This window comes from Actinomadura sp. RB99, from assembly GCF_014706005.1.
Taxonomy (GTDB): Bacteria; Actinomycetota; Actinomycetes; order Streptosporangiales; family Streptosporangiaceae; genus Spirillospora.
The window spans coordinates 293,204-312,016 of sequence record NZ_JABMCA010000003.1 but is presented as its reverse complement, the minus strand read 5'-3'; the positions used below and the strand labels follow the sequence as shown (position 1 = coordinate 312,016).

Below are 18,813 nucleotides of genomic sequence, written 5' to 3'. Positions count from 1 at the left end.
CTTCCGATCTGGCGGACGCGCCGGGCGGTGCGCCGCCCGCGTTCGCGCCGCCGGACCCGGGCGGGCGGCCCTCGTTCGGCGCGCCGGAGGAACCTTCGGGCGAATGATCGACTGACCGGCCGGTCATCCGGCGCCGCCCGGGGGCTGGTCGGTTACGCTCCGCCCGTGGCGCGCGCGGAGATCCCAGCCCCGGACACCGAACCGGACGAGGCCCCGGCCGCGCCGTCCGGCCCGCGGCCGCCCCGCGCGGCGGCGCCGCTGCTGGTCGCGGCGGGATGCGCGGCCGTGCTCGCCGTCGCGGGCGTCCGGCTGGCGGGCGAGGTGGCGCGCGGCCCGACGGCCGCCGAGCGGTCCGCCGCCGTCGCCACCGAGATCGCCCGGCGGTACCGCGCCTGGCCCGCCGGACGGATCTTCCCGGCCGGGCTGCGCTACACGCTCGACGAGGGCTCCGCGGAGACGGCGCGGCGCGTCGGGATCGGCACCGACACCCGCTGCGGCACCGCCGTGGACCCGGGGCTGTCCGGAACGCTGGCCGCGCGCGGCTGCCTGGCGGTGCTCCGCGCCACCTACCTCGACCAGGCGCAGGGCCTCGCGGTGACGGTCGGGGTCGCCGCGTTCCCGGACACCGCGTCGGCGCACGGCGCGGTCGCCTGGTTCCCGGCGGGCGCGCCGTCGCCGGGCCTGCGGGCGCTGCCGTTCCCCGGCACGGTCGCGGCGCGGTTCGCCGACGCGGCCCGGCAGGCGGCCGCGGCCGCGCAGCGCGGCCCGTACGTCGTCGCCGCCACCGTCGGGTACGCCGACGGGCGGCCGACCCTGCGCGCCGCGCGGGACCTGCCCGACCTCGCCGAGCTGGCGCCGCAGCTGGCCGGCGGGGTGCTGCGCCCCCTCACCGCGCCCGCCCGCGTCCGCTGCGGCACCCCGGAGTGGTCGTGCTGAGGCGGCTGAGCGCGGCGCTGGCCGCGGCCGCCCTCGCCGTCCCGCCGCTGGTCCCGGGCACCGCGCACGCCGACCAGGTGCGGGACGCGGTGACGGCGGTGCTGGAGTCGCTGGACGTCCCGGAGGCGTGGGCGCTGGCGCGCGGCGCGGGCACCACCGTCGCGGTCCTGGACTCGGGCGTGGACCCGGAGCAGCCCGACCTCGCGGGCTCGGTGACGACCGGCCCCGACTACACCGAGGGCGCGTCGCCGCGCGGCGTCCCGCCGAAGCGGCTGCACGGCACCAACATGGCGTCCCTCATCGCCGGTCACGGGCACGGACCGGGCGGCGGCCTCGGCGTGGTCGGGGTGGCGCCGCAGGCCCGGCTGCTGTCGCTGCGGGTGATCCTGGAACGGGACGAGCCGGGCTTCGCGGCGTTCACCGGGAACCGCCGCTACGCGGGGACGATCGCGGACGGCGTCCGGTACGCCGTCGACCACGGCGCCGACGTGATCAACCTGTCGCTCGGCCGCTCGTACCCGACCGAGCGGGAGCGCGCCGCCGTCGCCTACGCGATCGGCCGGAACGTCGTGGTGGTCGCGGCGGCCGGCAACGGCGGCGCCGACCGGACCGCCAGGCGCGGCGGCCACGCCCGCTACTCCTATCCGGCGTCGTTCCCCGGCGTCATCTCGGTCGCGGCCGTGGACGCGCGGGGCCGGCACGCGAACTTCTCCAACCGCAACTCGGCCGTCAGCGTGTCGGCGCCCGGCGTCCAGATCGTCGGTGCGGGGCCCGGTGACCGGTACTGGATCGGCGACGGCACGAGCCCCGCGACCGCGTTCGTGTCGGGCGTCGCGGCGCTGGTCAGGTCGCGGCATCCGGGGCTTGCGCCGGCGCTGGTCGCGCAGGCGGTCGCGGCGAGCGCCCGGCACCGCCCGGCCGGCGGCTACGACCCCGGCGTCGGCTTCGGCCGGGTCGACGCGCTCGCCGCGCTGACCGCGTCCGACGCGCTCGCGGGCGCCCGCACGGGCGGCGCGGGGCTGCCCGCCGGGCGCCGGTTCGCGGCCGGGGACGTCCGGCCCGTCCAGGTCGTCCACCGGTCGGTCGCGCTCGTGGTCACCTGCGTCGCCGTCTGCGCGCTGTGCCTGGCGGGGCTGGTGGCGGCCGGGTGGCGGTCGCGTGACGAGGGCTGGAGAATCGTCGCATGTGGTCGGAACCTGACGAGTACGCCGAGGCGGTCCTGGACACGGTGGACCGCATCCCGCCGGGCCGCGTCCTCGCGTACGGGGACATCGCCGAGATGGTGGGGCGGGGCGGGCCGCGGCAGGTCGGACGGGTGATGTCGCTGTTCGGCGGCGGGGTGCCGTGGTGGCGGGTGATCCGCGCGGACGGCCGCCCGCCGAGCTGCAACGAGGTCGAGGCGCACGAGCACTACCGGGCCGAGGGCACCCCGCTGCGTCCGGACGGCCGCCGCGTCGACATGGCCCGCGCCCGCTGGGACGGCCGCCCCTGACCGGCGGGCGCGCGTGACCCGAGGCCGAGCGTGATCCGAGGCCGAGCGTGATCCGAGGCCGAGCATGACCCAAGACCGCGCGTGACCCGAGACCGCGCGTGATTCGCGAGGGTGCTTTGACCCGCGGGCCCGTCAGGACCCGCGGGTCAGGTGCGGTGCGGGTCCGTCAGGAGGCGCCGGCGGGGTGGAGGCGGCGGGCCGCCAGCACCACGACCAGCAGCACGGCGGGGCTGACCGCCGCCGCGACGATCGGCGCGTGCGCCATCAGCGCCCCGGCGACCGCCGCGCCCGCGGCGAGCGCGAGGATCACCGACGTCCGCAGCCCCGCCGCGGCGGTCCGCCCGGCGGTCAGCCCGCCCATGATCGAGGTGAGCGTGCCGGTGACGAACGTGGTGGTGACGCCGTCGGCGGCCATGCTGCGCGCGGCCGCCGTCTGCGCGCCCATCGCGGTGGACGACAGCGCGATCAGCGCGAGCAGCCCGGTGCCGTGCGGTTCGGCGCCGGCGAGCGCCCATCCGGCGAGGAACACCGTCTGCAGGGCGAGGACGACGCACAGGACGCCCGTGACGCGGGCCGGCCACACGTGCTCGGGGTCGGTGCGCCCGGCGACGCGGAACCCGGCGTACAGGCCGAGCGTGAACGCCAGCGTGGCGATCCCGCAGCGGGCCAGGTCGACGCCGTGCGCCTCGCCCGCCGCGAGGCCGAACAGCACGATGTTGCCGGTCATGTTGGCGGTGAAGACCTTCTCCATGCCGAGGAAGCCGACGATGTCGGTCGCCCCGGCGCCGAACGTGAGCAGCACCAGCAGCACGCCGCGCAGCCGGACGGGGGAGAGGGCGGGCCGGCCCGGGGCCGCCGCGTCCGGGGTACCGGACGCGGCGGCCGTGGACAGGTCGGACGAGGTGCTCACCTTGCTCCTTACACGAGGGGGAGGGACGTCGCGCGGGCGGGCGCGTCAGTAGATGATCAATCCGGCCACGGTGGCGACCACGAGCCCCACCACGACCGGCACGAACGATCTCCGGACGAGTTCCATCACCGGCACGCGGGCGAACCCGGCGACCGCCAGCAGCGACGACCAGGCGATCAGCACGCCGCCGCCGGACCATACGCAGCCCATCTGGCCGATCGCGGCGAGCAGCGCCGGGTCGACGCCGGACGTCGGGCCGAGCGTGCCGGCGAGGGAGCCGGTGAGCGGCAGCCCCGCGAAGCCCGATCCGTCCAGCCCGGTGATCATGCCGATGATCAGGACGCCGAAGCCCACGACGTAGCGGCTGTCGGGGATGGCGCCCTCCAGGTGGGTGACGGACTCGAACAGGAAGCCGGGCGCCTTCGCGCCGTCGCCGAGGCTCATGATCTTGCCGGCGAAGTCGGCGTTGCCGATGAAGAAGAACCCGGCGATCGGGATGACGACCCCCATCGCGCGGACGGCGAAGACGAGCCCGTCCACGATGTGGTCGGCGCAGGCCTGCAGCGCGTTGCCGGCGTCGCGGGCGACGGCGGCGGCGAGCAGCAGCGCGACGGTGACGCCGCCGACCAGGGCGGCGGCGTCGCCGCCGACGACCTCGGGGACCGCGTCGGTGAACTTGCCCAGCAGCATGTAGCCGACGAGCCCGACGAGCGCGAGCGGGATGATCGCCGCGAACGCCTTGGACCGCTTCGGGCAGTCGTCGCCGGGCAGGTCCCCGCCGTTCAGCGACCGGAGCGCGGCGGCGGCCATCGCGTCGCGCGGCTCGCCGCCCGAACGCCCCGGGCCGCCGGATCCGTTGCCGGACGAGCCGCCGGCGCGCTGCGCCGGGACGGTGACGGACCCGTCCCCCGACCCGGCGTCGGCGCCCGCGCCGGGCCCGTGGTCGAGGACGGTGACGGCACCGTCCCCCTCGACGGTGGCGGCGGCGGGCGCGGGCTGGAGGACGCGGCGGCGCAGCGGCAGGCCGGGGATGAGCGAGCGGCGCGTCGCCGGCGCGGCGGCCTCCGTCTCGCCGGCCTCCCAGCGTTCGAGGAGCAGCGCGTCCGGCTTGCGGTACTGCGAGCGGGTCATCAGGTAGCCGAGGAGCAGCGCGACGCCGCCGGTGATCAGCGACAGCACCATGGCCTTGCCCGCGACGGCGTCGGTGCCGACGTTGGCGGCCTTGGCCGACAGGCCGGGCGCGACCTGGATGACGTAGTCGCTGGACAGGGCCATGCCCTGCCCGGCGACGGCGATGGCGAGCGCGGCGGCGATCGGCGGCAGCCCGGCGGCGATCGCGGCGGGCAGCAGGATCGCGCCCATCAGCGGCACCGCGGGCGTCGGCCAGAAGAACAGGCTGATCGCGTAGGTGACGAAGGCCAGCACCCAGAACGCCGAGTGCCCGGACCGCATGACCAGCCGGAACGGCTCGACCATGCGGCGGTCGGCGCCGAGCGCGCGCAGCGCGCCGAGCAGCGCGGTGACCAGCGCGATGATGAGGAAGATGTTGAAGAGCTCGGAGGCAGAGGTCAGGCTGGCATTGAAGATGGACTCCAGTCCCTTGACGAAGCTGCCGGTGAACGTCCAGGCCGTCAGGAACGTGGCCGCGATGGCCGGGATCACGACGTTCTTCCGCGCGATCATGACGGCGATGATGAGGACGATTCCGGAAAGATAGACCCAGTGAGCGGCTCCCACGGGCGCGCCACCTCCTGTCGGCGCCATCTGCGAGGCGATCGGCGCAACGGTTGCAGAGAATCTGCTCGATCCCTCCCCGGTGAGCAATGAGGAACGTGCACACGGCACAGGCAGTCATTTTGTGCACGATGTCGGACTCGTTCGCAAGCATTCAGCAGTGCCTGTTTTGACTGTGCAGGGTGCCCAAGGAAGGGTGCTGATCTTCGGCATTCGGCCCGTATCGGGGTGGTTCGCGGCCCGCCGAGACTGGTCGGCATGTCAGCACAGAACGCAACGCCGGCGGGCTTCGGGCACCCCGGCCGCGGCCCCGCCGTCGCGTCCGGCGGCATGGTCGCCTCCAGCCACCCGGCGGTCAGCCTGGCCGGCGCGCGGGTCCTCGCCGAGGGCGGCAACGCGGTGGACGCGGCGCTCGCCATGGCCGCGCTGTCCTGGCTCGCGCTGCCCGGCCAGTGCGGCGTCGGCGGCGACGCGTTCGCGCTGCTGCGCCGCCCCGACGGGTCGGTCGCCGCGTTCAACGGCAGCGGCTTCGGCCCGGACGGCGGCGACCCCGCCTTCTACCGCGACCGCGGCCTCACCGCCGTCCCCCTGGAGGGCCCGCTCGCCGTCGCCGCCCCCGGCGCGGTCGCGGCGCTCGCCGCCCTGCACGCCGACTCCGCGTCCCGCGGCCTGCCCGAGCTGTGGGCGCCCGCGATCGACGCCGCCGAGAACGGCCTGCCCTGCACGCTGAAGACCCGCGCCGACATCGTCGAGCGCCGCGACGCCCTCGCCCGCGACGCCGGCACCGCCGGGACGTTCCTGCCGGGCGGGCGCGTCCCGTCCGCCGGCGAGCCGCTCCACCAGCGCGAGCTCGCCGCGACCCTGCGCCGCCTCGCAGCCGACCCCGCCGACCTGTACGCGGGCGGGCTCGCCGAGCGGTGCGTGGACGCGCTCGTCGCGGGCGGCGCCCCGTTCTCCGGCTACGAGTGGATGGCGAGCGGGCGCTCCGCCGCCGAGACGCCGCTGACCTGCACGTACCAGGGCGCGACCGTCCACCTCACGACGCCGCCGACGCCCGGCTGGATGGTGGCGCAGCAGGCCGGCCTCTGCGACGGCGTGCTGTCGGAGCTGCCGTGGCTGTCCGCCGAGGCCGTGCACCGGATGGCGTCCGCCGCCCGGCTCGCGTTCGCCGACCGCTTCGCCGGGTGCGGCTCCGACAACGACCACTGGCGCGGGCTGATCGCCGCCGACGCGATCGCCGCCGCCCGCGCCCGCCTCGACGGCGGCGACCTGCCCGCCGCCCTCGCCTCGCCCGTCCCCGCCGGCGGCGACACCACGTCGATGGTCGCGGTGGACGCCGAGGGCCGCGCGGTCAGCCTCATCCACTCGCTCGCCTTCACCTTCGGCGCCCGGATGACCGTCCCCGGCACCGGGATCGTGCTGAACAACCGGCTCGGGCGCGGCGCCTACCTCATCGACGGCCACCCGAACGAGGTCCGGCCGCGGCGGCGCCCGCTGCACACCCTGAACGCCTGGCTCGTCACCGACGCCGCGGGCCGCCTCCTGCACGTCGGCAACACCCCGGGCGGCGACGGCCAGGTCCAGTGGAACGCCCAGCTGCTCTCGCACCTGCTCGACCACGGCCACGACCCTGCGACGGCCGTCGCCGCGCCCCGCTTCACCGTCCACCCCGGCAGCGACGCCGACGTCATCGGACGCCCGCCGGAACTGCGCGTCGAGTCGCGGCTCGGCGGCGCGCGCATCGAGGCGCTCCGCGCGTCCGGGCACGACGTCGCCGTCCAGGACGCGTGGGACGCCGGCGGCAGCGCCCAGATCGTCTCCGTCGCCGGCGGCGCGCTCCTCGGCGCCTCCGACCCGCGCCAGGACGGGGTGGCCCTCGGTGTCTGAAGCAAGCCCGGTGTCTGAAGCAAGCCCGGTGCCCGCGCCGAGCCCGGCGCCGCGTCCGCAGGGCGCCTATGTCACCGCCGTCGCCGAACCGCTGCGCGCGGGCGACGTCCTGCTCACCAGCGCCGGGATGACCCCGCGCGAGGACGGCCGGCTGGTCGTGACCGGGCTCGCCGGGCGGGACCTCGACGTCGCGCAGGCCCGCGGCGCCGCCGCGCTCGCCGCCCGCAACGCCGTCGCCGCGCTGTCCGCCGGGCACGCCGGCCAGGTCCGGCGCTGGCTCCGGATGACCGTGTACGTGGCCTGCGCCGACGGGTTCACCGACCTGTCCGCCGTCGCCGACGGGGCCTCCGAGGTCCTGGACGGCCTCGGGCTCGGGCGCCCCGCGCGCAGCGCGATCGGCGTCCGCGCGCTGCCCGGCGGCGCCCCGGTGGAAGTCGAGCTGACCGCGATCGCCGCACCGAACGTGGAGGACGAGTGACCGTGCACAATGGCCTGAATCTCATCGGCGGGGAATGGGTTCCCGCGGCGTCGGGAGTGACGTTCCGGCGGCACGATCCCGCCGACCTCGGCGACGTCGTCGGCGAGTTCCCCGAATCGTCGGCGGCGGACGTGGAAAAGGCCGTCGCGGGCGCCGTCGAAGGCGCCGCGGAATGGGGCGCGACGGCCGCCGAGAAGCGCGCCGACGTCCTGGAGGCGGCAGCGCGGTGGCTGGAGGACCGGGCGGACGGCCTCGTCCGCGAGCTGGTCCGCGAGGAGGGCAAGACCCGCGCCGAGGCCGCCATGGAGGTCTCCCGGACGCCCCGGAACCTGCGCTTCTACGCCGCCGAGGCCCACCGGATCGCGGGGGAGAGCTACCCGTCTGCGGACGGCGGCCTCGTCTACACGCGGCGCGAGCCCGTCGGGGTGGTCGGCGCCATCACGCCGTGGAACTTCCCGCTGAACATCCCGTCCCGCAAGCTCGGTCCCGCGCTGGCGGCGGGGAACGCGGTGGTGTTCAAGCCGTCGCCGGTGACGCCGCTGCTCGCGCAGCGGCTCGTCGAGGCGCTGCTCGCGGGCGGCCTGCCCGCCAAGGCGATCGCGCTGGTGCACGGCGGCGCCGAGGCCGGCGCGGCCGTCGCCGCCGACGAGCGGGTCGGCGCGGTCACGTTCACCGGCTCCACCCGCGCGGGACGGGCCGTCCACGCGGCGGTCGGGCCCGCGCGCCGCGCGCAGCTGGAGATGGGCGGCAAGAACCCGGTCGTCGTCATGGACGACGCGGACCTGGACCGCGCCGCGCAGATCATCCTCAAGGGCGCGTTCGGGCTGTCCGGCCAGGCGTGCACCGGCACCAGCCGGGTCATCGCGCACGACGCCGTCCACGACGAGCTGCTCGACCGGGTCGCGCGCGCCGCCGAGGCCCGGGTCGTCGGGAACGGCCTGGACGACGGCGTCCAGATGGGCCCGCTCGCCGCCGACTTCCAGCTGGAGAAGTTCCTCGACTACGTCCGGATCGGCGAGGAGGAGGGCGCCAAGCTCGTCACCGGCGGGCGGCGCCTGCCCGGCGACGGCTACTTCGTCGCCCCCGCCGTCTTCGCCGGCCTCGCCCCGGACATGCGGATCACCCGCGAGGAGATCTTCGGGCCGGTGCTCGGGTTCCAGCGGGCGTCCGGCCTGGACGAGGCGGTCGCGCTGGCGAACGGCACCGACTACGGGCTGTCCGCCGGGATCGTCACCCGCGACCTGGACCGGGCGCTGGAGTTCGCGCGGCGCTCCGACAGCGGCCTGGTGAAGGTGAACCAGCCGACGTCCGGAATGGCGATGACCGTCCCGTTCGGCGGCCTGAAGGACTCCAGCACGCAGACGTTCAAGGAGCAGGCCGGCCCCTCGATGATGCTCTTCTACCTGCGCGAGAAGAGCGTCTACATCACCCCCTGAGAAGACCCCCTGAAACAGGATTCGCCGCACCACCGGAAGGGAGCAAGGAAATGGCAGAGCTGCTGTCCAAGGAAGAGTTCCGCGCCGCGCTGGAGAACGCCATCAAGGGACGCGAGGCGAAGAACGCCTCGTTCAGCCAGGCGTGGGCCAACGGTGAGCTGAAGCGGGAGCACTTCGCCCGCTGGGCGGAGAACCACTACCACTACGTCGGGCCGTTCGCCGACTACCTCGGCTACGTCTACGGCAACACGCCCGACGAGTTCACCGGCGCCAAGGACTTCACCCTGCAGAACATGTACGAGGAGGAGCTCGCAGACATCCGCCACACCGACCTGCTGATCCGGTTCGCCGAGGCGTGCGGCACCACCCGGGAGCGGGTCGAGAACCCCGACAACATGAATGCCATCACCCGCGGCCTCCAGGCCTGGTGCTACGCGGTCGCGATGCGCGAGCACTTCGTGGTCGCCACCGCCGCCCTCGTGGTCGGCCTGGAGTCGCAGGTGCCGGGCATCTACAAGAAGCAGATCGTGCCGCTGCGCGAGGTGTACGGGTTCACCGAGGACGAGATCGAGTTCTTCGACCTGCACATCACCTCCGACGTGGTGCACGGCGAGCGCGGCTACCAGATCGTCCTGGACCACGCGGACACGCCGGCGCTCCAGCAGCGCTGCCTGAAGCTCTGCCGGTGGGGCGCGGAGATGCGCTTCTCCTACACGCAGGGCCTCTACGACACCTACGTCAAGCCCGACCTCGTCGGCGCCTGATCCGATCCCGACCCGGCGGCGGGGCCCGGCGGCCCCGTCGCCGCACCACACGCGAGGAGGAGCACGTGGACGAGCAGCCCGAGGAGTGGGTGGAGGCGGCGTCGCTGGCGCAGCTGCGCAAGCGCAGGCGGCTCGGCGTGACCGTGGCCGGGCGGCCGGTCGCGCTGTTCCTGGTCGGCGACGACGTCTACGCGCTGGACGACGTGTGCGTCCACAAGCAGCGGTCCCTGTCGAAGGGGACCGTGCTGAACGGGCGGGTGATCTGCCCCGGCCACCAGTGGCTGATCGACCCGGCGACCGGACGCGTCGAGGACCGGGACGAGTGCCAGCCGAGCCACGCCGTGCGGATCGCCGGCGACGCCGTCTACGTGGACCCGCGCCCGCGCGTCCTGACCGAGCAGCCCGTGAAGGAGGGCGCGCAATGATCGAGTCGGTCGTGGTGGCCGGGGCGGGGCAGACCGCCGCCGTCGCCGCCCGCACGCTGCGCCGCCGCGGCTTCGAGGGCCGCGTGGTCCTGGTCGGCGCCGAACCGCACGTCCCGTACCAGCGGCCGCCGCTGTCGAAGGAGTACCTGGCGGGCGAGGACGGCCGCGACGAGCTGTACCTGCTCACCCCCGACTGGTGCGAGTCCAACGGCGTCGAGCTGCGGCTCGGCGCCGCGGCGACCGCGATCCGGCCCGCCGAGCGGAGCCTGGAGCTCGCGGACGGCTCGTCGCTGCGGGCCGGCGCGCTGCTGATCGCGACCGGCGGGCGGCCGCGCCGGCTGCCCGGGATCGAGGGCGACCGGGTCCGGTACCTGCGCACCATCGAGGACGCCGACCGGCTGCGCGCCGAGCTGCGGCCGGGCGCGCGGGTCGTGGTGATCGGCGCCGGGTTCGTCGGCTGCGAGGTCGCGTCCACCGCGATCGACCTCGGCGCGCGGGTCACGCTGGTCGAGCAGGCGGGACGGCCGCTCGCGCACGTCCTCGGCGACCTGATGGGCGACGTCATGGCCGCGCTGCTGCGCACCAGCGGCGTCGACCTGCGCACCGGGGAGAAGGTCGAGGGCTACACCGAGACCGCGTCGGGCGCGGTCGTCACGACCAGCGGCGGCGCGTCGCTGGAGGCGGACGTGGTCGTCGTCGGCGCCGGCATGGTGCCGAACGTCGAGGCCGTCACCGGCGCGGGCATCGAGACCGCGGGCGGCATCCCGGTCGACGAGTACTGCCGGACGTCCGTCGACGGCGTCTACGCGGCCGGCGACGTCGCGCTGCAGTGGCGGCCCGAGCTGGGGCGCCGCGTCCGCGCCGAGCACTTCGACAACGCCAACGCGCAGGGCATGGCCGCCGCGAAGAACATCCTCGGCGGGACGTCCGCGCACACCGCGCCGCCGTGGTTCTGGTCCGACCAGTTCGGCCGCAACCTCCAGCACGCCGGGCACTGCGACGGCGCCGACCGGATCGTCGTCCGCGGCCGCGTCGAGGACTTCGACTTCGTCGCCTTCTACCTCGCCGGCGGCGTGCTGCGCGGCGCGTTCGGCGTCGACCGCGGCGGCGACCTCGCCGTGGCGCGGCAGCTCATCGGCGCCGGCGCCGCCCCCGACCCGGACGTCCTGCGCGACGAGGACGCCGACCTCACCGAGATCTTCGACACCCTCTAGACCCCCTGGCGAGACCCCGGCGGCATCCCGCCGACCGGCCCGGCGAGACCCCGCCGGCCCGACCCGACGCACCCTGAGGAGCGACCGATGGAATACCAGCCCGTGGCCCGCTCGGGCCAGGTGCCCGAGGGCGTCGTCCGCCGCTTCTTCGTGGGCGAGGCCGAGGTGGCCGTCGCCCGCTGGGACGGCGAGGTGCACGCCATGTCCAACTACTGCACCCACCTGGACTGCCTGCTGTCGTCCGGCCGCGCCACCGAGGACGGCCTGCTGTGCTCCTGCCACGGCAGCGTGTTCGACTTCGCCACCGGCGAGCCGATCACGCCCCCGGCGACCAAGGCGATCCGGGTGTACCCGGTGAAGGAGGAGGACGGGCAGATCCTCGTGCACGTCCCGGCCGAGGACGCCGCGAACGGCGGCCCGCGCCGCCGCAAGCTCGCCCGCGGATGACCGCGGTCGACCGGGGGCACGGCGCCCGGGACGGCCACCGGGCGGGGCGCGGATCGTGGGCGGCGCTCGTCCCGCTGCTGCTCGGCACGTTCACCGGGACCGTGGCGAACACCATCGTCAACGTCCCGCTGACGCTGATCCTGCGGGACCTGCGCGCCCCGATCTCCGCCGGGACCCTGGTCGTCGTCGCGTTCACGCTGACGTTCGCGGTGCTGCTGCCCGTGTCGGGGTGGCTCGGCGACCGGATCGGCCCGCGCCGGGTGTTCGTCGCGGCCATGGTCGTGCTGGCGGTCGCGTCGGCGGGCGCCGGGCTCGCCGGGACGCTGCCGCTGCTGGTCGCGATGCGCGCCGTGCAGGGCGTCGCGACCGCCGCGATGCTGCCCGCGGTCATGGCGCTGATCGCCGCCCGGTTCGACGGGGACCGGCGCGGCCGCGCCCTCGGCCTGTGGGCCGCCGCGAACGGCGTCGGGCAGGCCGCCGGACCGGCGCTCGGCGGCGGCCTCGCCACCTGGTTCGGGTGGCACGCGGTGTTCTGGCCGGTCGTGCCGGTGTGCCTGGCCGCCGCCGGCCTCGCGGTCCGGTACGTGCCGCCGGGGCGCGCGCGGGCCGTCCCGCTCGACTGGCGCGGCGCCGCGCTGCTCACCCTCGCCGCCGCGTTCGGCCTCGGCGCCACGTCCGCCGCCGCGAGCCTCGGCGCCGCCTCTCCCGTCGTGTGGTGCGGCGCCCTCGCCGGGCTGCTCGCCGCCGGCGGCTACGTCGCGTCCTCGCGCGGGCGGCCCGACGCGTTCCTGCCGCCGCGCCTGCTGATCGAGACCCGCTACCTGCGGTCGTGCCTCAGCGTCCTCGCGCAGATGTTCTGCCTCGGCGCGACGCTGCTCGCCGTCCCCGTCTACCTGACCACGCAGCGGCACACCGCCACCCTCGTCGCGGGCGCCTATCTGTTGAGCCTGCCGCTGGCGATGTCGCTGCTCGGGCCCGTCACCGGCCTGCTGATGGAGCGGCTCGGCGCCCGGACGGTGCTGCGCGGCGGGCTCGCCGTCCTCATCGCCGGGCAGGCGCTCGTCGCCGCCGTGCTCGCCTGGTCCTGGGGGATCCCGCCGCTGCTCGCCGCCCTCGCGCTGACCGGGGCCGGCGTCGCGTTCGTCCAGACCCCCGCCGCGACCGGCGCCACCCGCTCGGACGCCGGGCGGATCGGCGCCGGCCTCGGCCTGTTCAACCTGCTGCGCTTCGGCGGCTCGGCGGTCGGCGCCGCGTGGGTCGGCGCCGTCCTCGACCAGGCCCCCGCGTTCGGCCTCGTCTTCACCGTCAGCGCCGCGACGGCCGCGCTGGGCCTCCTGGCCTCCCACCTGGGCCCCGACCCCCTCCGCTGACCTGCGGCGAGTCGTCGTCATGGAATCGGCCATGACGAGGACTCGCCGCAGGTCGGCGCTGTTCGGCCGGCGTCGGCCGGTCAGCGGGGCGCGGCGGCGGGCGGGGCCATCTCGTCGGCGAGGCTGCCGGTGACCGTCGTCAGCGTGTCGATGTGCAGCGCCAGCCAGAACATGAACTGCGCGTCCGCCGACCGGATGTCCATCCGCAGCGCCCGCGACGCGCGGTCCAGCTTGTAGAGCATCGTGTTGCGGTGCATGCCGAGCTCGCGGGCCGCCGCGTTCAGGTTCCCCGACGTCCTGATGTACGCCAGCACGATCTGCTCCAGGTCGCCGCCGTTCGCGCGGCGCAGCGGGGCGAGCGTCTCCTGCGCGAACGACTTGGCCTCCGCGCTGCCCGCGACGTCCTTCAGCGCGGCGAACACGCGCAGGTCGTCGTAGCCGCAGACGGGCGCCGCCGACGTGTGCCAGGCGAGGCCCATCGCGAGCCGCGCCTCGTGGTAGCCGGCCGCGACGCCCGCCGCGCCGGCGCCGGGGCGCCCGTGCGTCACCCGCAGGTCCTCGCCGAGCTGCGCGCGCAGCGCCCGGTGCAGCCGCTCGGCGAACCGGGCCGCCTCCGCGCGCTGCTTCAGCGGGTCCGGCCCGGCCGTCACCTGCCGGATCACCACGATCGTCGAGCCGATCGCGGCGGTCAGCGTGCATCCCGCGGGCTCCAGCGTCTGCGCGGTGCGGGTGGCGGTGACCGTCCGGCGCAGGTAGTCACGGCCGACCGGCAGCAGCGCCGCCGCCGACACCACGTGCACCGCGTAGTGGCCGTCCACGTCGAAGTCGTGGTGCCGGGCGCGCGCGCCCAGCTCGTGCGGGTCGGCGAACCGGCCGTGCACGAGGGCCTCGACGAAGTCGCCGCGGGCCCGCTCCTCCGCGGCCCGCACCGACCGCTGCCGCAGCATCTCCGACCCGATCAGCGTCGCGCCGTGCTCGGCGACGACGCGGTGCTGCGCCAGGTCGTGCGGGTCCGGCGGGCACGTCCGCTCGACCATCACCAGCCGCCCGAACGGCTCGCCGCCGACGACCACGGGCGTGATCAGCGCGTTCAGCGTCACGCCCGGCGCGACGGCCAGCTCCGCCTCGGCCGCGTGCGCGTGCCCGTCCAGGACGGCGTCCGGCCCGCGCGGGGGCGGCGCCGGGAGCGCGGCCTGCACGGCGTCCGGGTCCGGGGCGGGGCCGTCGGGCGTCTCCGCCCACGCCAACCGCTCGCCCTCCGCGTCGCAGATCAGCACCGAGCAGCGCGACAGCCCGACGATCGCGTGCGCCATCGCCGGGATGCCCGGCCCGTGCGCGAGGACCTCGGCGAGCGTGCGGTGCACCCGCGTCCCGTACTCCAGGATGTGCGCGGCCTGCGCGAGCGCCTTCTGCCCGACGAGCCGGCTCACCGCCCGGTAGTCGGCCTCGGCGGGCAGCACCAGCAGCGGGACGCCCGCCGCGTCGGCGGCGCGGGACGCGGCGGAGAGGTCGGCGTCGTCGCCGCGCGGGCGCCAGGCCAGCAGCGCGGCGGCCTCCCGGCGGACCAGGCCGGCGACCACCGCCGCCGCCTCGTCCGGCGGGGCGAGCGCGGCCACCGGCAGGTGGACGGCGACCCCGGCGAGGTCGGGGCCGGGACCGGCGCCCGGGTCGGTGCGGGTCTCCGACAGCGGCAGGCACCAGCCGACGCCGCGGTCGAGACCGGACGCCCCGGCGACCAGGGTGCCGCGCAGCAGCGGCTCGGCGAGCAGGGTGCGCACCGGCACCTGGTCGGCGGCCGCGGCCGGTGCTGGGCCTGTCGGTGCTGGGGCGGCGGGTGCGGCGCCGGCGGGCTCGGGGCCGGCCGGGGCCGGTGCGGGGGTCGTCGCGGATACCGATGGTTGTGCCATGTGCCCACATCCCGTCCGGATCGTTCGGCAGAGTGTACATAGCCCCGGTGGAGGCGGTCCTCCGAGACTGACGGGAGTGATGGCAATTCGTGGCGGACGGTGGGAGCCGGCGCTTCATCCGTCAGCCACATCCTGCGCGACAATTCCGATTCCGGCAATACCCATCTTCACCCGCTGTGGAAACGGCGGCGTGGGCATTCCGGGACGGCGTTTCCGCTCGACACGACCGGAGGTCCCGTGCACACCGTTCACCGGCTCACCCTGGAAGACGCCCTGGTCATGCTGACCGCAGCCGAGGAGGAGGCGCGGCGCATCGGGGTGAAGCAGACGATCTGCATCGCCGACGACGGCGCCCACCCGATCGCGCTGCACCGGATGACCGGCGCCCGCCTCACCGGCGTGGAGATCGCGATCGCCAAGGCGTTCACCGCGGCCGGCCACCAGCGCGACACCCACAAGTTCAACGAGCCGCCGAACGGGCCCGCGCTGCCCGGCAACGAGGCGTTCGGCATCAACCAGATGCTGCCCGGCAAGTTCGCGATCTTCGTCGGCGGCTTCCCGATCGTGCACGAGGGCGAGGTCGTCGGCGCGGTCGGCGTCAGCGGCGGCAACGGCGACCAGGACAAGGCCGTCGGCGCCGCCGCCCTCCGTGCCTTCCAGGAGAAGATCGCCTCCGCCTAGCGGGCGTCCACGGGCCCTGACGCGGCCCCGCCGGGCCGGACGGCGAGCGCCCCGCCGTCCGGCCCGGCCCGGTCAGGGCGCCGGCCAGGGGCGGAGGCGCTCGAACGCCGCCGCGGCGGCGAGGACGCGGGCGTCCTCGTGGCGCCGCCCGACGATCTGCAGGCCGGTCGGGGCGCCGCCCGCCCATCCGGCGGGCACCGACACCGCCGGATGCCCCGACAGGTTGAACGGGAACGTGACGGCCAGCGCGCCCCAGTGGTCCACGGGACGCCCGGCGATCTCGGTGGGCATCGGCCCCTCTGCCGGGAACGCCGGGGCCTGCGTCGCCGGGGTCAGCAGCAGGTCGAACCGGCCGAACGCCTCGGCGAGCGTCTCGACCAGCCGCGCGCGGGCCTCGTGCGCGTCCACCAGGGCGTCCGCGTCCAGGGCGCGGGCCGCGTCGCCGTAGCGGCGCACGGTCGGGTGGACGGACCCGAGCCGGTCGTCCGGCGCGTTCCGCAGCTCGGCGTGGACGTCCGGGACCGACAGCGTGCGGAACGCGGCCCCGCAGGACTCCAGCCGGAGCCCGGCGGGCACCTCCCGCGCGCCGGTGCCGGCGATGAACGCCTTCGCCGCGTCCTCGACGACCGCCGCGACCTCCGGGTCGCACGGCGCGCAGCCGAGGTCGGGCGACCACGCCACCCGCAGCCCCCGCAGGTCCTCGCGGTCCAGCGCCGTCTCGAAGGGGACGGGCGGGGCGGGCAGCGACGCGCGGTCGTACTCGTCCGCCCCGCAGACGCAGTCGAGGAAGCGGGCGGTGTCGCGGACGGTGCGGGTGAGGACGCCGTAGTGGTCGTTCTCGGCGGTGCCGCGGTGCCGTGGCCCGCGCGGGACGCGCCCGTACGTCCCCTTGAACCCGACGAGCCCGCAGTAGGAGGCCGGGATGCGCAGCGAGCCCGCCCCGTCCGTGCCGGTCCCGAGCGGCACCATGCCGGACGCGACCGCCGCGGCCGACCCGCCGCTGGACCCGCCCGGCGTCAGCTCCGGCGCGTGCGGGTTGCGGGTGACGCCGTGCAGGACGGACGCGGTGAACGACGCCCGCCCGAACTCCGGCGACGCGGTGAGCCCCACCGGGACCGCCCCCGCCGCGACCGCCCGCGCGACGATCGTCGAGGTGCGGTCCGCGACGCGGTCCGCGTGCAGGACGCTGCCCATCGCGTACGGCCATCCGGCGACGGCGTGCAGCTCCTTCACCGCGAGCGGGACGCCCGCGAGCGGCCCGGGGTCCTCGCCGCGCGCCACCATCGCGTCGATCGCGGCGGCGCGGGCGGCCGCGCCGTCCGCGTCCACGTGGACGAACGCGCCGAGGTCCCCGTCCAGCCGGGCGATCCGGTCCAGCGCCGCCGCGACCGCCTCGCGCGCCGCGAGCGCGCCCGTCCGGACCAGTTCCGCGGTCTCCACCGCGTCGGTCCACGGCGCGTCCCGCGCCGCGCTCACAGCGCCACCGCCGCGACCGCCGTGGCCACGACCAGGCCCGTCACCACCGGTACGAACAGCCGTCTGGCCAGGTCGATGACCGGCACGCCGGTGAGGCCCGCGACGACGATCAGCGACGACCAGATGACGAGCGTCCCGCCGCCGGTCCAGCTCGCGCCGTTCTGCGCGATCGCGGCGAGCGTGGCGGGGTCGGCGCCCGCCGCGTGCCCGAGCTCCCCGGCGAGCGAGCCGGTGAACGGCAGCCCCGGCCAGCCGTTGCCGTCCAGCCCGATCACCATGCCGACCAGCAGCATCGCGAACGAGGCGAACACCGGCACGTGCGGGATGTGGTCCTGGACGTGCCCGATCGCGTCCAGCAGCAGCGCGGGGCCCTTCGCGCCGTCCGGCATCCCGAGGATCTCGCCGGAGTAGTCCGACAGGCCCACGTAGACGAACCCGGCGATCGGGATGACGACGCCCATCGTCCGGAACGCGAAGCCGATGCCGTCGGTGAAGTGGTCGGCGCAGCTCTGCAGCCAGTTCCGGCGGTCCGCGACGACCGCGACGGCGACCAGCGCGAGCGCCGCCGTCCCGCCGACGAGCGGCGCGCCCTGCCCGTCGTCGATGTCGGGGACGAGGGAGGTGAACCGGCCGAGGAGCATGACGGCGAGCAGCACGGCGAACGCCAGCGGCACCGCCACCGCCACGATCCGGGCCCGCGCGCCGGGCTTCGCGGGCTCGCCGTCCGGGCCGGCGGGGTTCGTCGCGGTCAGGGTCGCGGTCGCGCCGGCGGCGTCGCTCCCGCCGTCGCGGCCGTCCCCGCCGCCGGAGGCCGCCTTGCGGGCCTCGCCGTGCGTCTCGGCGCGGACGTCGCCGTCCCCGGCGGCGGCGAGGTCGAGGGTGGCGGCCGCCGCCACCACCGGGTCGAGCAGCTTGGTGCGGACGTCGCGCAGGTAGGACACGGCGAGCGCGACGACGCCCGCGATGAGCGAGATGATGAGCGCCCGGTCGGCGATCGCGCCCGCGGGCACGTGCGCGCCCTGCGCGGACAGCCCGGACGCGACGCCCATGATGTAGTCGGAGCTGAGCGCCATGCCCTGCCCGGTGATCGCGATCGCGATGGCGGCGGCGAGCGGCGGCAGCCCGACCCGGACCGCCGCCGGCAGCAGGATCGCCGCGATCAGCGGCAGCACCGGCGTCGGCCAGAACGACATCGACAGCAGGTAGGTGACGACGGCGAGCACCAGGTACGCCAGGTGCCCGTTGCGGACGAACCGCTGCAGCGGCCGCACCATCATCAGGTCGGCGCCGAGCCCCCGCATGGCGCCGAGCATCGCGGTGACGATCGCGATGATGAGGAAGATCGGCAGCAGTTCGCGGGCCGCGACGATCCCGGCGTTGAACACCGCCGCGATCCCGGTCGTGACGCTGCCGCTGTAGACGAGTGCCGTGACGAACGTCCCGCAGACGGCGAGACCCACGACGTTCTTGCGCGCCACCACGGTGGCGATGAGGGCGGCGAGGCCCAGGAGATAGATCCAGTGCGCAGGCGACAAGGGGCGAAACCTCCCACCTCCCCGGGACGCGGCCGTCCGCGTTCCGTGCACGGGGGTGCCGCGACTCTCCATGATCGGTTGCGTGGAGCGCAACGGAAGAGCGCACATCGCGGCGGGCCCG

At 76.1% G+C, this 18,813-nt stretch carries 17 protein-coding genes; 12 read left to right on the top strand and 5 right to left on the bottom strand.

The annotated features are described in order from the left end of the window. Positions 1-165 precede the first annotated feature (165 nt). From amrb99_RS50615 to amrb99_RS04990, 3 genes are read left to right on the top strand one after another with little or no spacing between them, the layout of a single operon-like run. Positions 166-936 carry a hypothetical protein gene (locus tag amrb99_RS50615; protein WP_241755235.1) on the top strand — a complete coding sequence of 257 codons (771 nt, stop codon included), beginning with the start codon at positions 166-168 and terminating at the stop codon, positions 934-936. Next, positions 930-2,255 carry a S8 family serine peptidase gene (locus amrb99_RS50610; RefSeq protein WP_347256540.1) on the top strand — a complete coding sequence of 442 codons (1,326 nt, stop codon included), beginning with the start codon at positions 930-932 and terminating at the stop codon, positions 2,253-2,255. The genes amrb99_RS50615 and amrb99_RS50610 overlap by 7 nt, the downstream gene beginning before the upstream one ends. Then, positions 2,165-2,428, top strand: coding sequence for an MGMT family protein (locus tag amrb99_RS04990; RefSeq protein ID WP_347256539.1), 264 nt, complete (start codon positions 2,165-2,167; stop codon positions 2,426-2,428). The genes amrb99_RS50610 and amrb99_RS04990 overlap by 91 nt, the downstream gene beginning before the upstream one ends. Before the next feature lie 166 nt (positions 2,429-2,594). On the opposite strand, the gene amrb99_RS04985 is transcribed toward amrb99_RS04990, so the two are convergent. Together amrb99_RS04985 and amrb99_RS04980 are read right to left on the bottom strand one after the other, a co-directional pair. Continuing rightward, positions 2,595-3,338, bottom strand: coding sequence for a YoaK family protein (locus amrb99_RS04985; protein WP_190852774.1), 744 nt, complete (start codon positions 3,336-3,338; stop codon positions 2,595-2,597). Positions 3,339-3,383: 45 nt separating this feature from the next. Next, on the bottom strand, positions 3,384-5,021 hold the full coding sequence (locus amrb99_RS04980) for a hypothetical protein (RefSeq protein WP_241755234.1): 1,638 nt from the start codon (positions 5,019-5,021) through the stop codon (positions 3,384-3,386). Between the two features lie 309 nt (positions 5,022-5,330). Here amrb99_RS04980 and amrb99_RS49855 point away from each other — a divergent pair, with 309 nt between their 5' ends. The 8 genes from amrb99_RS49855 to amrb99_RS04940 all read left to right on the top strand — a co-directional run bounded on the left by amrb99_RS49855 (position 5,331) and on the right by amrb99_RS04940 (position 13,093). Then, positions 5,331-6,959, top strand: a complete 1,629-nt coding sequence (locus amrb99_RS49855) for a gamma-glutamyltransferase (RefSeq protein ID WP_206699786.1) — start codon at positions 5,331-5,333, stop codon at positions 6,957-6,959. Between the two features lie 10 nt (positions 6,960-6,969). Further along, positions 6,970-7,437, top strand: a complete 468-nt coding sequence (locus amrb99_RS49850) for a RidA family protein (RefSeq protein ID WP_190852770.1) — start codon at positions 6,970-6,972, stop codon at positions 7,435-7,437. Then, entirely contained in the window at positions 7,434-8,873 is a 1,440-nt protein-coding gene (locus amrb99_RS04965; RefSeq protein WP_347256538.1) for an aldehyde dehydrogenase family protein, read from the top strand. Before amrb99_RS49850 ends, amrb99_RS04965 begins: the two co-directional genes overlap by 4 nt. Positions 8,874-8,923: 50 nt before the next feature. Next, positions 8,924-9,637, top strand: a complete 714-nt coding sequence (locus tag amrb99_RS04960; RefSeq protein ID WP_190852768.1) for an iron-containing redox enzyme family protein — start codon at positions 8,924-8,926, stop codon at positions 9,635-9,637. 65 nt (positions 9,638-9,702) lie between these two features. After that, positions 9,703-10,062 (top strand): Rieske 2Fe-2S domain-containing protein, encoded by a 360-nt coding sequence (locus amrb99_RS04955; protein ID WP_190852765.1) that lies wholly within the window; start codon positions 9,703-9,705, stop codon positions 10,060-10,062. Then, the gene (locus tag amrb99_RS04950; RefSeq protein ID WP_190852763.1) at positions 10,059-11,276 is read left to right on the top strand and encodes an FAD-dependent oxidoreductase; all 1,218 of its coding nucleotides are present in this window, start codon (positions 10,059-10,061) and stop codon (positions 11,274-11,276) included. Before amrb99_RS04955 ends, amrb99_RS04950 begins: the two co-directional genes overlap by 4 nt. Before the next feature lie 87 nt (positions 11,277-11,363). Continuing rightward, positions 11,364-11,723: a Rieske 2Fe-2S domain-containing protein gene (locus amrb99_RS04945; RefSeq protein ID WP_190852760.1), complete on the top strand. Its 360-nt coding sequence runs from the start codon at positions 11,364-11,366 to the stop codon at positions 11,721-11,723. Further along, positions 11,720-13,093, top strand: coding sequence for an MFS transporter (locus amrb99_RS04940; protein ID WP_190852756.1), 1,374 nt, complete (start codon positions 11,720-11,722; stop codon positions 13,091-13,093). Before amrb99_RS04945 ends, amrb99_RS04940 begins: the two co-directional genes overlap by 4 nt. An 80-nt stretch (positions 13,094-13,173) precedes the next feature. Here the strand turns inward: amrb99_RS04940 and amrb99_RS04935 are convergent, their stop codons facing one another. Beyond that, positions 13,174-15,000 (bottom strand): PucR family transcriptional regulator, encoded by a 1,827-nt coding sequence (locus amrb99_RS04935; RefSeq protein WP_190852754.1) that lies wholly within the window; start codon positions 14,998-15,000, stop codon positions 13,174-13,176. A 237-nt stretch (positions 15,001-15,237) separates the two neighbouring features. Here amrb99_RS04935 and amrb99_RS04930 point away from each other — a divergent pair, with 237 nt between their 5' ends. Then, positions 15,238-15,681 (top strand): heme-binding protein, encoded by a 444-nt coding sequence (locus tag amrb99_RS04930; protein ID WP_190852752.1) that lies wholly within the window; start codon positions 15,238-15,240, stop codon positions 15,679-15,681. A gap of 72 nt (positions 15,682-15,753) precedes the next feature. Here amrb99_RS04930 and amrb99_RS04925 read toward each other — a convergent pair whose 3' ends face one another. Both amrb99_RS04925 and amrb99_RS04920 read right to left on the bottom strand, forming a co-directional pair. Further along, positions 15,754-17,157, bottom strand: a complete 1,404-nt coding sequence (locus tag amrb99_RS04925) for an amidase family protein (RefSeq protein ID WP_190852749.1) — start codon at positions 17,155-17,157, stop codon at positions 15,754-15,756. Next, on the bottom strand, positions 17,154-18,692 hold the full coding sequence (locus tag amrb99_RS04920; protein WP_190852747.1) for a permease: 1,539 nt from the start codon (positions 18,690-18,692) through the stop codon (positions 17,154-17,156). The genes amrb99_RS04925 and amrb99_RS04920 overlap by 4 nt, the downstream gene beginning before the upstream one ends. Positions 18,693-18,813: the final 121 nt, after the last annotated feature.

What these genes read in the sequence shown, in the direction of transcription:
- amrb99_RS04980 (WP_241755234.1), bottom strand. Translation starts at nt 5,021, where the DNA reads ATGATCGCGCGGAAGAACGTCGTGATCCCGGCCATCGCGGCCACGTTC.
- amrb99_RS49855 (WP_206699786.1), top strand. Translation starts at nt 5,331, where the DNA reads ATGTCAGCACAGAACGCAACGCCGGCGGGCTTCGGGCACCCCGGCCGC.
- amrb99_RS04960 (WP_190852768.1), top strand. Translation starts at nt 8,924, where the DNA reads ATGGCAGAGCTGCTGTCCAAGGAAGAGTTCCGCGCCGCGCTGGAGAAC.
- amrb99_RS04950 (WP_190852763.1), top strand. Translation starts at nt 10,059, where the DNA reads ATGATCGAGTCGGTCGTGGTGGCCGGGGCGGGGCAGACCGCCGCCGTC.
- amrb99_RS04945 (WP_190852760.1), top strand. Translation starts at nt 11,364, where the DNA reads ATGGAATACCAGCCCGTGGCCCGCTCGGGCCAGGTGCCCGAGGGCGTC.
- amrb99_RS04940 (WP_190852756.1), top strand. Translation starts at nt 11,720, where the DNA reads ATGACCGCGGTCGACCGGGGGCACGGCGCCCGGGACGGCCACCGGGCG.
- amrb99_RS04935 (WP_190852754.1), bottom strand. Translation starts at nt 15,000, where the DNA reads ATGGCACAACCATCGGTATCCGCGACGACCCCCGCACCGGCCCCGGCC.